Raw genomic sequence first — 14,353 nt, 5'->3', positions numbered from 1 at the left:
CAGCATGCGAGGTGCTGGATCGGTGGGGGAACGGTTGCTGGTGCGCGACATCCGGCGGCGCGTGAAAAGTGCTGCGCCCGCGGCGCTGCGGCAGGGTCGCCCGCCAGCCTGGGGTGGCTGGCACCGGGTCAGGCGTGCAGGAGGAAGACCGTCGGTCGGCGGTTGATCTCCGGCAGCGTCTGTCGCCGCCATTCGGCGACCGCGCGCGTGCAGACGAGTTCGCCCGCCATCGTCAGGTCGGTGGCGATGCAGACGCGTGTCGCCGGTGCGCAGACGGCGAGCAGCGATGCCAGCAACTGGCGGTTGCGGTATGGTGTTTCGATGAAGATCTGTGTTCGTCGCTGCTGCCGCGATTCCCTCTCCAGGTCGCGCAGCCGTTGCTCGCGGGCGCCCGCTTCGCTCGGCAGGTAGCCGTGGAAGGTGAAGCTCTGGCCGTTGAGGCCGGATGCCATCAAGGCGAGGAGGACCGACGACGGACCGACCAGCGGCACCACCTCGACTCCCATGTCATGGGCCAGGGCAACCAGGTCGGCGCCAGGGTCGGCGATCGCCGGGCAGCCGGCTTCGGAGATCAGGCCGAGGTCGTTGCCGGCCAGCACCGGTGCCAGCAGTTGCGTCAGCGTGTCGGCCTGCGTGTGCCGGTTGAGTTCGCCGACGCTGATCTGCTGCAGTGGCGTGTCGGCAGGCAGTGCCTTCAGGAAGACCCTCGCTGCCTTCGCGTTCTCGGCGACGAAATACCGCAGCCGGCGGGCGCAGCCGAGGACCGCTGCCGGCAGCACCGCGGCGGGCGCAGTCTGCCCCAGCGGTACCGGCACCAGATAGAGCCGGCCCGCCTTCATCCGGCTGCCGTCATGGCTGCAGCGGCGAGACGTTTTCGCGTCGCAGCAGGTCGCAGAGGGCGATCAACGGAAGGCCGATGAGCGCGTTCGGATCCGGGCCGTCGATGCGCGCGATCAGTGCGATCCCGAGCCCTTCGGCGCGGGCACTGCCGGCACAGTTGTACGGTTGCTCGAGCTGCAGGTAGCGCTCGATTTCCGCATCGCTCAGGTCGCGGAAGCTGACCAGGGTCGGTACGCCGCGGCAATGCACCCGTCCGCTTGGCGCGTGCAGCAGGCAGAGGCCAGTAAAGAAATTGACCTGGCGGCCACGCATCGTCTGCAACTGGCGCACGGCATTCGCGTGCGTCAGCGGTTTGCCGAAAACCCGGCCGTCGAGACAGGCGACCTGGTCGCTGCCGATGATCAGCGCTGCCGGGTGCATGCCGGCGACGGCCCGGGCCTTCGCCTCCGAGAGGCGCAGCGCGCCATCCTCCGGGGATTCGCCGGGCAGCATCGCTTCGTCGACTGCCGGGTTCGCCGTGGCAAAGGGCAGCCCGAGGCGCGCCAGGAGGTCGCGCCGAAAGGGGGAGGTGGAGGCAAGGATCAGCTGTGGCGTCGTCATCGGGCGGGCGGTCGCCGCGCGCCGGCACCGTATCGGGCCGAGGGACGGCGTCGATTCGCTGCTGGCCGTTGCGTGGCTTTGACTTCAATACCCGAAGATAATATCATGCGCGCCTTATGTCGCGACCCGTTGTTATCGACAGTCAGGAGTTTGGCCGTGAGGAGGGCTCGCTGCAGGGCGAAGTGCTCGTCGCGACGCTTACCCGCCTGCATGACCTGCTGACCGATTCGAGCGGCAGCCTGAGCTTCCGCATCGATGGACGGCGCGGAGCAAGCGGGCGCTCGCAGTTGCTGTTGACGGTCGATGGCAGTCTCGCGCTGTGCTGCCAGCGCTGTCTCGAGGCGTATGAGTACCCGCTGCACTTGCGCAGCCTCCTGGAGTTCGTTGGCGACGAAGAGGATTTGACGCAGGACGAGCTGGAAGACGATGCGAAGGACTTTCTGCCGCATCAGAATGCCCTCGATGTGGCCGTACTGGTCGAGGACGAGATCCTGCTGGCGCTGCCGACAGCGCCGCGGCACGAGAATTGCGCGCTGCCTGGAGGCAGGATGGAGGCGGCGCGTGTGTCACCGTTTTCGGTTTTGGCCGGGCTGCAAGGCAAGGTCGATTGAATCTCAAATTAGGAGTTTTTCATGGCTGTTCAACAGAACAAGAAGTCGCCGTCGAAGCGCGGCATGCATCGTGCGCACGATTCACTGCCCGGCCTGCCGCTGGCGACAGAGCCGACGACCGGCGAGGTTCACCTGCGTCATCACATCAGCCCGAGCGGTTTCTATCGCGGCAAGAAAGTGACCCGGGGTTCGGCTGCGTGATCCTGCCGCACCAGTTCGGCAACGGCGCGTTGTCTTGACTGAGCCACAGCGGCCTGCCGGCGCATGAGCATCACCGTCGCAATCGACTGCATGGGTGGCGACCACGGTCCGCCGGTGACGGTTCCGGCGGCGCTGGGCTTCGTCGGCGACCATCCCGACGTGCGCGTCATCCTCGTCGGGCTGGCCGAAGGCATCAAGCCCTTTCTCGGCGATGCCGCCGTCGGCCGCATCTCCGTGCGGCACGCGACCGAAGTCGTCAGCATGCATGAGTCCCCGTCGCTGGCGCTGCGCAACAAGAAGGACTCATCGATGCGGGTGGCGATCAACCTGGTCAAGCAGGGCGAGGCCGATGCCTGCGTTTCGGCGGGCAATACCGGCGCCCTGATGGCGATGTCGCGCTTTGTCCTGAAGATGCTGCCGGGGATCGAGCGGCCGGCGATCTGCGCCGTCCTGCCGACGCTGACCGGCCACACGCATGTACTCGACCTCGGCGCGAACGTCGATTGCAGCCCGGAGCACCTGCTGCAGTTCGGCATCATGGGCGCCTCGCTGGTCGCTGCGGTCGAGCATCGGGAGCGACCGACGGTCGGTATCCTGAACATTGGACAGGAGGACATCAAGGGCAACGATGTCGTAAAGCGCGCGGCCGACCTGCTTGCCGAGTCGGGGCTGAACTTCGTCGGCAACGTCGAGGGCGACGGCGTCTACAAGGGAGCCGCCGACGTCGTGGTCTGTGACGGCTTCGTGGGCAACGTGGCGCTCAAGGCGTCGGAGGGACTGGCGCAGTTGCTGGCGACCTTCCTCCGCCAGGAGTTTCGCCGCAGCCTTCTGACGCGGCTGCTCGCCTTGCTGGCACTGCCGGTGCTGCAGCGGTTCAAGAAGCGGGTGGACCACCGGCAGTACAATGGCGCGACGCTGCTGGGCCTGCGCGGCATCGTCGTCAAGAGTCATGGCTCGGCAGACACCCTGGCTTTCACCTGCGCACTGAAGCGGGCGGCCGATGAGGCCAGGAATGGTGTTCTCGCTCGCATCAGCGAGCGGATGGCGCCACAACGACCACTCCAGGAGACCGCATAGCATGTTCTCCCGCATTGCAGGGGTTGGCAGCTTCCTGCCAGGGCCGGCCGTCAGCAACGACGATCTCGCGCGCCGGGGGATCGAGACGAACGATGAATGGATCACCAGTCGCACCGGAATTCGCTTCCGCCATCTGGCTGCGGACGGACAGACGGCGAGCGACCTTGGCCTCGAGGCGAGCCAGCGGGCGCTGCAGGCAGCCGGTCGGACGGCGGCCGACATCGACCTGATCATCGTCGCCACCTCGACGCCGGACTTCATCTTTCCCAGTACCGCCTGTCTGCTGCAATGCAAGCTCGGCAACCGTACGGCGACGGCGTTTGACGTGCAGGCCGTCTGCAGCGGCTTTGTCTATGCGCTGACGATTGCCGAGAAGTTCATCCGTTCGGGTAGTCACCGGCGGGCGCTGGTCGTCGGTGCCGAGGTCTTCTCGCGCATCCTTGACTGGTCCGACCGCGGCACCTGTGTGCTGTTCGGCGACGGTGCCGGTGCCGTCGTTCTCGAAGCCGCGGAGCAGCCCGGGATCCTGGCGACCGCGCTGCATGCCGACGGCGCCCACCACGACATCCTGTCGGTTCCCGGCAGCATCTGCGGCGGCCAGGTCGTCGGCGATCCCTTCCTGCGCATGGACGGGCAGGCGGTGTTCAAGTTCGCCGTCCGCGTTCTCTCCGAAGTGGCCGAGGAGTGCTGTGCGGCTGCCGGCGTGCCGTCTTCTGCCATCGACTGGCTGATTCCGCACCAGGCCAACGTGCGCATACTCGAGGCGACGGCCAAGAGGATGAAGATGCCGATGGACAAGGTGATGGTCACCGTCGACCGGCATGGCAACACCTCTGCGGCATCGGTGCCGCTGGCGCTCGATGAGGGCATGCGCGACGGCCGCATCCGCAGCGGACAGCGGGTGATGCTCGAGGGGGTCGGTGGCGGCTTCACCTGGGGCGCGGTGTTGTTGCAGCTATGAAACGGGGCTAGGAGGAGGCGGCATGGCGTTTGCGTTGGTATTTCCCGGACAGGGATCGCAGTCGGTGGGAATGATGGCCGCCTATGGCGATTCGCCGGTCGTCCGTGCCACTTTCGACGAGGCTTCGAGCGCACTCGGCGAGGATCTCTGGGCCTTGCTGGCCAGCGGACCCGCGGAGGCTCTGGCGCAGACGGTCAACACGCAGCCGCTGATGCTGACCGCCGGCATGGCCGTCTATCGTCTCTGGCTTGACCGGGGTGGCCGGCCGCCGGCGGTCGTGGCGGGGCACAGCCTGGGTGAGTATTCGGCTCTGGTGGCTGCCGGCGTCATTTCCTTTGCCGATGCCGTGCCGCTCGTCCGCCTGCGGGCGACGGCGATGCAGGAGGCCGTTCCGGCCGGGACCGGGGCCATGGCGGCGATCCTCGGCCTCGACGACGAGAAGATGGTCGAAGCCTGCCGGCAGGGTCAGGCGGCGGCTGGTGCTGGCGAGGTCGTCGAGCCGGTGAATTTCAACGGGCCTGGGCAGACGGTCGTCGCCGGCAGCAAGCTGGCCGTCGAACGTGCCTGCGAGGCAGCCAAGGCGCTGGGCGCGAAGCGCGCCGTGCTGCTGCCGGTGTCGGCGCCGTTCCATTCCTCGCTGATGCGACCGGCGGCGACCCGGCTGGCGACCCGCCTCGCTGAACTCAGCCTGCAGGCGCCGCGGCTGCCGGTGATCAACAACGTCGACGTCGCCGTCGAAACGGAGCCGGCTCGAATCAGGGAGGCACTGGTGCGGCAGGCCCATTCGCCCGTGCGCTGGGTCGAAACGATCCGCAGGATGGCGGCGATGGGCATCACGACCGTCGCCGAATGCGGGCCGGGCAAGGTGCTCGCCGGCTTGACCAGGCGCTGCGCCGACGGCCTCGCGAGCGTTGCACTGGCCGATCTGGCGTCGCTGGACGGTGCTCTCGCCAACCTGGAGTAGACAGCATGCTCGATGGACAGATTGCCCTCGTCACCGGTGCATCGCGCGGCATCGGCCGTGCCATAGCACTGCATCTGGCGAGCCTCGGTGCGACTGTCGTCGGTACGGCAACCAGTGCCGAGGGCGCGGCGACGATCTCCGCCTTTCTCGGCGAGGCGGGCGGCAAGGGAGAGGGGAGGGTGCTCGAGGTGCGCGATGCGGCGCAGATCGATGCCCTCGTCAGCCACATCGAGAAGAATCATGGCGCGCCATCGGTGCTGGTGAACAACGCCGGCGTCACGCGTGACAATCTGGCGATGCGCTTGAAGGACGACGACTGGGACTGCGTCGTCGACACCGACCTCAAGGCCGTATTCCGCCTCTCGCGGGCGGTCATCCGTGGCATGATGAAGGCGCGCTACGGCCGCATCATCAATGTCACCTCGGTCGTCGGTCACGCCGGCAACGCGGGGCAGGCCAACTACTGCGCCGCCAAGGCCGGGGTGAGCGGCATGAGCCGGGCGCTGGCGCGCGAACTGGGCAGCCGCAACATCACGGTCAACTGTGTCGCCCCGGGCTTCATCGATACCGACATGACGCGGGTGCTCGACGAGAAACAAAGGGAGGCCATGTTGGCAGGGATTCCGCTCGGGCGCCTGGGCGCTCCGGCAGACGTCGCTGCGGCCGTTGCCTTCCTTGCTTCGGCCGGGGCGGCCTACATCACCGGCACGACGATCCACGTCAATGGTGGCATGTTCATGGCCTGATGGCGGAGTTGGCCGGCACCGGCGCCGGCCGGCGGCAATCGTTGGTAAGTTGCGATCATTTTGTTAGAATGGCGCGCTTTTTCCTGTTTGAACCTTGTGAAGGAACCCATTAGATGGAAAATATCGAGCAGCGTGTCAAGAAAATCGTCGCCGAGCAACTCGGAGTCAACGAAGCGGACATCAAGAACGAGTCCTCGTTCGTTGACGACCTGGGTGCCGATTCGCTTGACACGGTGGAACTGGTGATGGCGCTGGAGGAAGAGTTCGAGTGCGAGATCCCGGACGACGAGGCCGAGAAGATCACGACCGTGCAGCAGGCCATCGACTACGTGACCGCTCACAAGAAATAAGCGTCTGTCCAGCCCCCGTACAGACGGGCCGATGATTCGGCCACGTCTGTCGGGGAGTGATCGGCAACCGGGATCGTCCCGTCGCCGCATGTTCTGATTGTCGGAGTTCAAGGTGGCACGTCGCAGAGTCGTCGTTACTGGCCTCGGGATCATCTCGCCAGTCGGGAATACCGTTGCCGAAGCTTGGCAGAATGTGGTGGCAGGCCGTTCGGGAATCGACCGGATTGCCCGCTTCGATGCGTCCGCCTTTCCGGTGCAGATAGCCGGCGAGGTCCGTGGCTTCGACATCGGCCAGTACCTGCCGTTGAAGGATGCGCGGCGGATGGACGTCTTCATCCATTACGGCATGGCGGCCGGCATCCAGGCCGTACGCGATGCCGGGCTCGAGGGTGCGCAGGTGGCGCCGGAACGGGTGGGGGTGTCGATCGGCTCGGGGATCGGCGGGCTGCCGGTGATCGAGAAGACCTGTGAGGATTTCGTCGGCGGCGGTGTGCGCAAGATCTCGCCCTTTTTCGTTCCGGGTTCGATCATCAACATGATCTCCGGCAACCTGTCGATCTTCTACGGCTACAAGGGTCCGAACCTGTCGCTGGTCAGTGCCTGTGCCACCGGCACGCACAGCATCGGCGACGCCGGCCGCCTGATCGAGTATGGTGACGCCGACATCATGATTGCCGGCGGCGCCGAAGGCTGCGTGTCAAACATCGGCCTCGGCGGCTTCTGCGCGCCGCGGGCATTGTCGACGCGCAACGACGATCCGCAGACGGCCAGCCGTCCGTGGGACCGGGATCGCGACGGTTTCGTCCTGGCGGAGGGTGCCGGCGTCGTCGTGCTCGAGGAGTACGAGCACGCCAGGGCGCGTGGTGCGCGCATCTACTGCGAACTCGTCGGCTTCGGCATGAGCGCCGACGCCTATCACATGACCGCCCCGTGCGAGGACGGCGAAGGTGCGGCACGCTGCATGCTCAACGCGCTGCGCAATGCCGGCCTCAATGTCGATCAGGTGCAGTACGTCAATGCCCACGGCACATCGACACCGCTCGGTGACAAGGCCGAGACGACAGCGGTCAAGCGTGCTTTCGGCGAGCACGCGTCCCGGCTGGTGGTCAATTCGACGAAGTCGATGACCGGCCATCTGCTCGGCGCGGCCGGCGGCATCGAGGCGTTGTTCACGGTGCTGGCGATCCACCACCAGATCTCTCCCCCGACGATCAACATCTTCAATCAGGACGAGTCCTGCGATCTCGACTACTGTGCCAACGAGGCACGGCAACTGGACATCGACGTCGGCATCTCCAATTCCTTCGGCTTCGGCGGTACCAACGCCACCGTCGCCTTCAGGCGCATCTGACGCGCTGCGCGAGCCGGCGCCGCCCGGGCACGAGGTGCAGTTCCCGCTCGATCTGGCGCTGCAGCGCTCGCGCTTGCTGGTTGGGCTGACTATCCTGCTGCATCTGCTGGCGGCCGGCAGCGTCTGGCTGCTGCCATGGCCGTTGCTCGCGCGCAGCCTGTTGCTGCCGTTGCTGGCGACTTCGGCCTGGAGCTGTCTGCGCCCGAGCCCGTTCGTCGGCATTCGTCTCGGGGCGCGTGGCGAGCTGGCGCTGCGGTACGTGGGCGGAGAAAGCGTCGCCTGCCAGGTGCAGCCGGAAACGACCGTGTTCGCCCGCCTCATCGTCCTGCGCCTGCGCGATGATCAGGCGCGAAGACGCAGTCTCACGCTGTTGCCCGACAGCCTGTCCGCGGACCAGTTCCGACTCCTGCGACTGTGGCTGCGCTGGCTGGCCGATGTCGACGTCTTGCCCGCGGGCGGCAGCCGGCGCGCGACCAAGGGGCCGTAAACCGGCGGCTCAGGGCGCGCGCCGCCTGATCACGGTGTTCGTCGCTCGCGGCAGCGTCTGCGGGTAGTTGCGACTGAAATGCAGGCCACGGCTTTCGTGCCGGCGCAAGGCGCAGCGGACGATGAGATCGGCGGTCACGACCAGGTTGCGCAGTTCGATGAGGTCGTGGCTGACCCGGAAATGCGAGTAGAAGTCATCGATCTCGCGATTCAGCAGGCGGATGCGGTTCTGCGCCCGCTGCAGGCGCTTGGTCGTGCGGACGATGCCGACGTAGTCCCACATGAAACGCCGCAGTTCGTCCCAGTTGTGGGCAATGACGATCTCCTCGTCAGGATCGCTGACGCGGCTGGCGTCCCATTCGGGCAGCGACGGCAGGTCGCCGGCAGTCTGCCGCAGAATGTCCGTTGCCGCCGCCTCGGCGAAGACGAGGCATTCGAGGAGCGAATTGCTGGCCAGGCGATTGGCGCCGTGCAGCCCGGTGCACGAGGCTTCACCAGCGACGTAGAGGCCGGCGATGTTGGTGCGCGCGTGCAGGTCGCTGACGACCCCGCCGCAGGTATAGTGTGCCGCCGGCACGACCGGAATCGGCGCCCGGGTGATGTCGATGCCGAGGTCGAGGCAGCGGGCGAGTATGTTCGGGAAGTGCTCGGCGAGAAACGCCGCCGGCTTGTGCGAGATATCGAGATAGACGCAGTCGAGCCCGCGCTTCTTCATCTCGAAGTCGATCGCCCGTGCCACCACGTCGCGCGGTGCGAGTTCGCCGCGCGCATCGTGCCAGGGCATGAAACGGCTGCCATCGGGCAGCAGCAACCTGCCCCCTTCACCGCGGACCGCTTCGGATATCAGGAAGGACTTGGCCTGCGAATGGTAGAGGCAGGTCGGATGGAACTGGATGAACTCCATGTTGGCGACCCGGCAGCCGGCGCGCCATGCCATCGCGATGCCGTCACCCGTCGAGGTGTCGGGGTTCGTCGTGTAAAGGTAGACCTTGCCGGCACCGCCGGCAGCGATCAGCGTGTTGCTGGCGCCGATCGTCAGCACCTCGCCCGTGCAGCTGTCCAGGACATAGGCGCCGTAGCAGCGCTGATCAGCCAGTCCGAGCTTGACACCGGTGATCAGGTCGATCGCGATGTGGTTCTCGAAAATGCTGATGTTGGGCTGCTGCCGGACCTTGCCGGTCAGGGTGGTCTGCACGGCGAGGCCGGTCGCGTCGGCGACGTGGATGACCCGGCGGGCACTGTGTCCGCCCTCGCGCGCCAGATGGTATCCGTCCTCGTCACGGGTGAAGGGAACGCCCTGGTCGATCAGCCAGTCCACCGCGCGTCGTCCGTTCTCGATCACGAAGCGCGTGGCGCGGCGGTCATTGAGGCCGGCACCGGCGGTGATCGTATCGCGAATGTGCGCTTCGATCGAGTCGCGGTTGTCAAGGACGGCGGCTATGCCCCCCTGTGCCCAGCTCGACGCGCTGTCCTCGAGCGTCCGCTTGCTGACCAGCGCCACCCGTCGTGTCGCCGCCAGCCGCAGCGCCGCAGCCTGCCCGGCGAGTCCACTGCCGATTATGAGAACATCGAAGCGCTGCACCAAGAGGGGTCGTCTCCTGCCAGAAGGGCCGCAACTATAGCACGGGACGCCGCTGCGCAAGGCCCCCCGCGGGCAGGGCGGTGGGCGACGCCCGTCAGCGCCCGAGTGGACGGGCAATCCAGGCCTGCTGTCGGCGCGCGTCGCCTGGGCACGGGCGACGGCGCCTTTCGTGCCACTTCGCGGCCGCGGCCGCCGCCGACTCCTAGCCGGCCAGCGTCTGCGCGAGTTTCTGGCGGTCCTTCAACCAGGCCGAGAACTCGCGCCCGAGTTCGGGATGCGTTTCGCCGAGGACGACGCTGGCCTGCATCAGCCCCAGCTTGCTGCCACAGTCGTAGCGTCGGCCGTGATAACGATAGGCCAGCACCCTTTCGCTGGCCAGCAGCGCGGCGATGCCGTCGGTGAGCTGAATCTCGCCGCCCGCCCCCCGCGGCTGCGCGCGGATGTGCTCGAAAACGGCTGGCGTCAGCACGTAGCGACCGGCAACCGCGAGGTTTGACGGCGCGACACTTGGGTGCGGCTTCTCGATCAGACCCTCCACGTTGACCAGGTCAGCGGCCACGGGCAGGCCCTTGACGATGCCGTAGCGGTTGGTCTGGCTCTTCGGCACCTCCTGAACGGCGAGGATGCTGCACTGGCTGTGGGCGAACAGCTCGGTCATCTGCTGCATGATCGGCGGCTCACCGATCATCAGGTCGTCGGCCAGCAGCACGGCAAAAGGCTCGCCACGGACCAGACGCTCGGCGCACAGCACGGCGTGTCCGAGTCCCAGAGCGCGTGGCTGGCGGACATAGACGCAATCCATGTCGTCCGGCTTGATCGAATGGACCAGCGCCATCAGTTCGTCCTTGCCCGAACTGGCGAGTTCCGCCTCGAGTTCGTAGGCGGTGTCGAAATGGTCCTCGATCGCCCGCTTGTTGCGGCCGGTGACGAAGATCATCTCGCGGATCCCGGCGGCATAGGCCTCCTCGACCGCATACTGGATCAGTGGCTTGTCGACCACGGCCAGCATCTCCTTCGGACTGGCCTTGGTTGCCGGCAGGAACCGCGTACCGAGACCGGCAACGGGAAAGACCGCTTTCTGCACCTTTGTCTGGACCTTCATTCGCTTCACTCTCCATGTCAAACAAACGCCATTCTAGTCGCCTGCCCGGACCGCAACCGTGAGTTTTTTCCGCTGCAGCCCTGCCGTCGACCGTACCGTCCTCGCCGTTGTCTCGGCTGTTGCGCGTCCGCCGCCGACGGCCGGCTCAGGCGATGCGCGCGGTGGTCCAGGAGATGCCGCCGGACACCGCGAGAAGCAGGGCGACCAGCAATGCCAGAGCGAGCGTGAAGTAGATTCGTGGGTTGCGCGCTCGGTCGGCGATGGCGAGGATGTGCAGCGCGCCCCAGGAGACGGCCAGCCCGCCGAGCAGTGGAATGCCGAGAACCTGCAACTCGATGCTGTTGAGCGCCAGCATGCGGCCCTCGCGCCATGGTACGGCAACGAACATGCCGAAGGTCCAGAACAGCGCGAGGCTGCCTGCGGCGCAAAGTGCGGCGGCGCCGCGCGTGATCCATCTTTCCATTCCGGGTTCCTGGATATCGGTGAACCGGCGCGCCGCCAGCGCGTGCCGGGGGGGTGGTCATGCTGGCGCGCCAGCCGTGAATCGGGCGCGCAAGGGCTCGAGCCTGAGTTCGTGCAGGATGGCTTCGAGGCGGGCGGCGGCGTTGCCACGGACAACGCCCGTGCGTCTGGCGATGATCAGTTCGTTCTTCAGCGAGTGTTCCCAGCCCACCAGTTCGGTAACCGTCAGCTGATAGCCTTGCGCTTCGAGCTGCAGGCAGCGCAGGGCGTTGGTCAGCAGGCTGCCGAACTCGCGGCTGTGCAGCGGGTGCCGCCAGATCTCGGCCAGCGCCGTCGCCGCCAGCGCCTCGCCCTTGCCTCGCCGTAGAGCGGCTGCCACCTCGGCCTGGCAACAGGGAACGAGGACGATGTGCTCGGCCTGCTTGCGCAACGCGAAGCGGATGGCGTCGTCGGTGGCGGTATCGCAGGCATGCAGGGCGGTGACGACGTCGATGCGCGCGGGTAGTGCCGGCGATTCGATCGCCTCTTCGGCACGCATGCCGAGGAACGACATGCGCCCGAAGCCGAGCCTGCTGGCGAGCTGGCGAGCGCGCTCGGCGAGTTCGTGTCGCTGCTCGATGCCGTAAACGTGACCGCGGTCACGGTGGCGAAAGAAGAGGTCGTAGAGGATGAAGCCGAGGTACGACTTGCCGGCGCCGTGATCGGCCACGGTCAGCTCGCCACCGCGGTTGGCGACCTCGGCCAGCAGCGGCTCGATGAAACGGTAGAGGTGGTACACCTGCTTGAGCTTGCGCCGGCTGTCCTGGTTGAGCTTGCCGTCGCGGGTCAGGATGTGCAGCTCCTTGAGCAGTTCGATCGACTGTCCGGGCCGGATTTCGGGGACTTGCGACAAGCTCTTTCCTGCGGCGGTTGGCGACGAAAGCCGCATTCTAGGCGATTTCGCCCGTCGCGCAGCCGAAATCATCCTCGCTGGCAGTGCGTCCGGCATGGGCGCGGAGCCGCCACGATGGCGCCAGAGGCCGCGCCTGGCTGGCCACCGGGCGCGCCAGCGGTCAGCGGCAGCCACCAGCGGCCAACAGGTGGGATAATGCGGCCTTTCCGGCGAGTGGCGGTTCAACGATGGCCATCCAGTGGTACCCCGGGCACATGACTGCCGCGCGCAAGAAGGCTGCCGAGACGATGGCATCGACCGATGTCGTCATCGAGGTGGTCGACGCCCGTCTGCCCGAGGCGAGCACCAACCCGATGGTGCGCGAACTGCGCCTGCAGCGGCAGCGGCCCTGCCTGAAGGTGCTGAACAAGGCCGACCTCGCCGATCCCGATGTGACGCAGGCCTGGCTCACGTGGTACCGGCGCCAGGACGGCATGCGGGCAGTCGCGCTGTCGTGCCGCAAGCCCGGCGAGGTGGCGCGTCTGCCGGCGCTCTGCCGGGCGCTCGCGCCGCACCGTGCCGACAACACCAAGCCGTTGCGGATGATGATCATGGGCATTCCCAACGTCGGCAAGTCGACGCTGATGAATGTCCTCCTCCGGCGCAAGCTGGCGAAGGTGGGTGACGAACCGGCCGTGACGCGTGCGCAGCAGACTTCGCAGCTCGACATCGCAAACTGGCTGACCGACACCCCCGGACTGCTCTGGCCGAAGATCGAGCACGCCAGCGACGGCCTGATGCTGGCAGCGAGCAACGCGGTCGGTCGCAACGCGATGCTCGACGAGGAAGTCGCAGGCTTCCTCGCCGCTGTGCTGCTGGCGCGCTACCCGCAGGCGCTGGCCCGGCGTTACGCACTGGCGGCGGGCGCGTTGCCGGCACTCGACGCCGTCGCCGTCATCGAGGGAATCGCCAGGCGGCGCGGCCTTCTCCTGCGTGGCGGCCTGGTCGATCGCGAGAAAGCCGCGCGCGTCCTGCTGCAGGACTACCGCGACGGCCTGCTTGGCCGCATCAGTCTCGAAACCCCGGCGACGCGCAGCGCCATGCTGCAGACCAGCGAGGCGCCAGCCGTCGCCGACTGAGCCCTCTGCGAAGCATGGTCAACTTCCTCCCGCCGCCGCTGGTCGGTCTTCTCGCCTTCCTGCTGCTGACGCTCAACAGCCTGTTCTGGGTACCGATCCTGCTCCTGCTGGCGTTGTTCAAGCTGCTGCTTCCCTGGCGTGCGGCCCGACTGCGCCTCGATCCGTTGCTCGTCCGCGTCGCCGAAGGATGGATCGCCTGCAACAGCGGCTGGATGGCGCTGACGCAGAAGACCGACTGGGACGTGCGGGGAATCGATGGCTTGCAGCGGCGCGGCTGGTATCTGGTCAACTGCAACCACCAGACCTGGGCTGACATCCTCGTCCTGCAGCACCTGCTGAGCGGCCGCATCCCCTTGCTCAAGTTCTTTCTCAAGCAGCAACTGATCTGGGTGCCGATCATGGGGCTGGCGTGGTGGGCGCTCGATTTCCCCTTCATGCGCCGGCACGGCGAGGAGGTCCTCAGGGCGCACCCGGAACTGCGCGCCAGGGACCAGGAAGTGACGCGCATCGCCTGCGAGAAGTTTTCACTGATTCCGACCAGCGTCATGAACTTTTGTGAAGGCACCCGCTTCACCGCTGCCAAACACCGGCAGCAGAACTCGCCCTATCGGCACCTGCTGAAACCAAAAGCCGGTGGAATCGCGCTGGCTCTGAACGTGATGGGCGACAAGTTCCATGCCATTCTCGATGTCACCATCGTCTATCCCGATGGCGCGCCGGACTTCTGGCAATTCCTCTGCGGACGCATGCGGCGCGTGCGCGTTCGCGTCCAGACTCTGCCGGTGCCGCAGGAGCTGGCTGAGGGGGATTATGCCGGTGACGCCGCCGTGCGCGAAGCCTTTCAGCAATGGCTGCAACAGGTCTGGCGGGAGAAGGACGCGCAGATTGCGTGCCTGCTCGATGCCTGAGCCGCGCCGGCGAGCCCGTCGCTGCCGCATCGCCTGCGCACAATGACTGCCGCTGCAGTATCATCCGCCCTTTTGCGAAACGCCAAGGGTGGTCGCTGACGG

17 protein-coding genes are annotated in these 14,353 nt (G+C 66.7%); 11 read left to right on the top strand and 6 right to left on the bottom strand.

All coding sequences use genetic code 11. The features are described 5' to 3' along the window. Positions 1-128: 128 nt before the first annotated feature. Both HT579_14310 and maf read right to left on the bottom strand, forming a co-directional pair. Complete coding sequence (locus tag HT579_14310; GenBank protein ID QKS29987.1) at positions 129-839, bottom strand: SAM-dependent methyltransferase; 711 nt, start codon at positions 837-839, stop codon at positions 129-131. A gap of 10 nt (positions 840-849) precedes the next feature. Then, positions 850-1,440, bottom strand: a complete 591-nt coding sequence (gene maf / locus HT579_14305) for a septum formation inhibitor Maf (GenBank protein QKS29986.1) — start codon at positions 1,438-1,440, stop codon at positions 850-852. A 116-nt stretch (positions 1,441-1,556) separates the two neighbouring features. Here maf and HT579_14300 point away from each other — a divergent pair, with 116 nt between their 5' ends. The 9 genes from HT579_14300 (at position 1,557) to HT579_14260 (ending at position 8,188) form a co-directional block, all read left to right on the top strand. Next, complete coding sequence (locus HT579_14300; protein QKS29985.1) at positions 1,557-2,051, top strand: DUF177 domain-containing protein; 495 nt, start codon at positions 1,557-1,559, stop codon at positions 2,049-2,051. A gap of 21 nt (positions 2,052-2,072) precedes the next feature. Then, positions 2,073-2,252, top strand: a complete 180-nt coding sequence (gene rpmF, locus HT579_14295) for a 50S ribosomal protein L32 (GenBank protein QKS29984.1) — start codon at positions 2,073-2,075, stop codon at positions 2,250-2,252. 63 nt (positions 2,253-2,315) lie between these two features. After that, complete coding sequence (plsX, locus tag HT579_14290) at positions 2,316-3,329, top strand: phosphate acyltransferase PlsX (GenBank protein ID QKS29983.1); 1,014 nt, start codon at positions 2,316-2,318, stop codon at positions 3,327-3,329. 1 nt (position 3,330) lies between these two features. Further along, a complete protein-coding gene (locus HT579_14285) occupies positions 3,331-4,290 on the top strand; it encodes a ketoacyl-ACP synthase III (GenBank protein ID QKS29982.1) in 960 nt (319 codons plus the stop codon). A 22-nt stretch (positions 4,291-4,312) separates the two neighbouring features. Continuing rightward, entirely contained in the window at positions 4,313-5,254 is a 942-nt protein-coding gene (gene fabD, locus HT579_14280) for an ACP S-malonyltransferase (GenBank protein QKS29981.1), read from the top strand. 5 nt (positions 5,255-5,259) lie between these two features. Then, positions 5,260-6,000, top strand: coding sequence for a 3-oxoacyl-ACP reductase FabG (gene fabG / locus HT579_14275; protein ID QKS29980.1), 741 nt, complete (start codon positions 5,260-5,262; stop codon positions 5,998-6,000). A 113-nt stretch (positions 6,001-6,113) separates the two neighbouring features. Next, entirely contained in the window at positions 6,114-6,350 is a 237-nt protein-coding gene (gene acpP, locus HT579_14270) for an acyl carrier protein (protein ID QKS29979.1), read from the top strand. A 112-nt stretch (positions 6,351-6,462) separates the two neighbouring features. After that, positions 6,463-7,701: a beta-ketoacyl-ACP synthase II gene (gene fabF, locus HT579_14265; protein ID QKS29978.1), complete on the top strand. Its 1,239-nt coding sequence runs from the start codon at positions 6,463-6,465 to the stop codon at positions 7,699-7,701. A 34-nt stretch (positions 7,702-7,735) separates the two neighbouring features. Then, positions 7,736-8,188 carry a hypothetical protein gene (locus HT579_14260; protein ID QKS29977.1) on the top strand — a complete coding sequence of 151 codons (453 nt, stop codon included), beginning with the start codon at positions 7,736-7,738 and terminating at the stop codon, positions 8,186-8,188. Positions 8,189-8,197: 9 nt separating this feature from the next. On the opposite strand, the gene nadB is transcribed toward HT579_14260, so the two are convergent. From nadB to HT579_14240, 4 genes are all read right to left on the bottom strand, one after another. Then, positions 8,198-9,772: an L-aspartate oxidase gene (gene nadB / locus HT579_14255; protein ID QKS29976.1), complete on the bottom strand. Its 1,575-nt coding sequence runs from the start codon at positions 9,770-9,772 to the stop codon at positions 8,198-8,200. Positions 9,773-9,971: 199 nt separating this feature from the next. Further along, positions 9,972-10,871, bottom strand: coding sequence for a UTP--glucose-1-phosphate uridylyltransferase GalU (gene galU, locus HT579_14250; GenBank protein QKS29975.1), 900 nt, complete (start codon positions 10,869-10,871; stop codon positions 9,972-9,974). A gap of 145 nt (positions 10,872-11,016) precedes the next feature. Then, positions 11,017-11,334, bottom strand: a complete 318-nt coding sequence (locus HT579_14245) for a hypothetical protein (protein ID QKS29974.1) — start codon at positions 11,332-11,334, stop codon at positions 11,017-11,019. Between the two features lie 57 nt (positions 11,335-11,391). Continuing rightward, on the bottom strand, positions 11,392-12,261 hold the full coding sequence (locus HT579_14240) for an SAM-dependent methyltransferase (GenBank protein ID QKS29973.1): 870 nt from the start codon (positions 12,259-12,261) through the stop codon (positions 11,392-11,394). Between the two features lie 191 nt (positions 12,262-12,452). Here HT579_14240 and ylqF point away from each other — a divergent pair, with 191 nt between their 5' ends. After that, complete coding sequence (gene ylqF / locus HT579_14235) at positions 12,453-13,343, top strand: ribosome biogenesis GTPase YlqF (GenBank protein ID QKS29972.1); 891 nt, start codon at positions 12,453-12,455, stop codon at positions 13,341-13,343. A gap of 14 nt (positions 13,344-13,357) precedes the next feature. Further along, positions 13,358-14,251: an acyltransferase gene (locus HT579_14230; GenBank protein QKS29971.1), complete on the top strand. Its 894-nt coding sequence runs from the start codon at positions 13,358-13,360 to the stop codon at positions 14,249-14,251. The last annotated feature ends 102 nt before the right edge of the window (positions 14,252-14,353 follow it).

The organism is Candidatus Accumulibacter similis (assembly GCA_013347225.1).
GTDB classification, from domain to species: domain Bacteria; phylum Pseudomonadota; class Gammaproteobacteria; order Burkholderiales; family Rhodocyclaceae; genus Accumulibacter; species Accumulibacter similis.
Note: the sequence above shows the minus strand (reverse complement) of the source record. Positions and strands in the feature narration are given on the sequence as shown.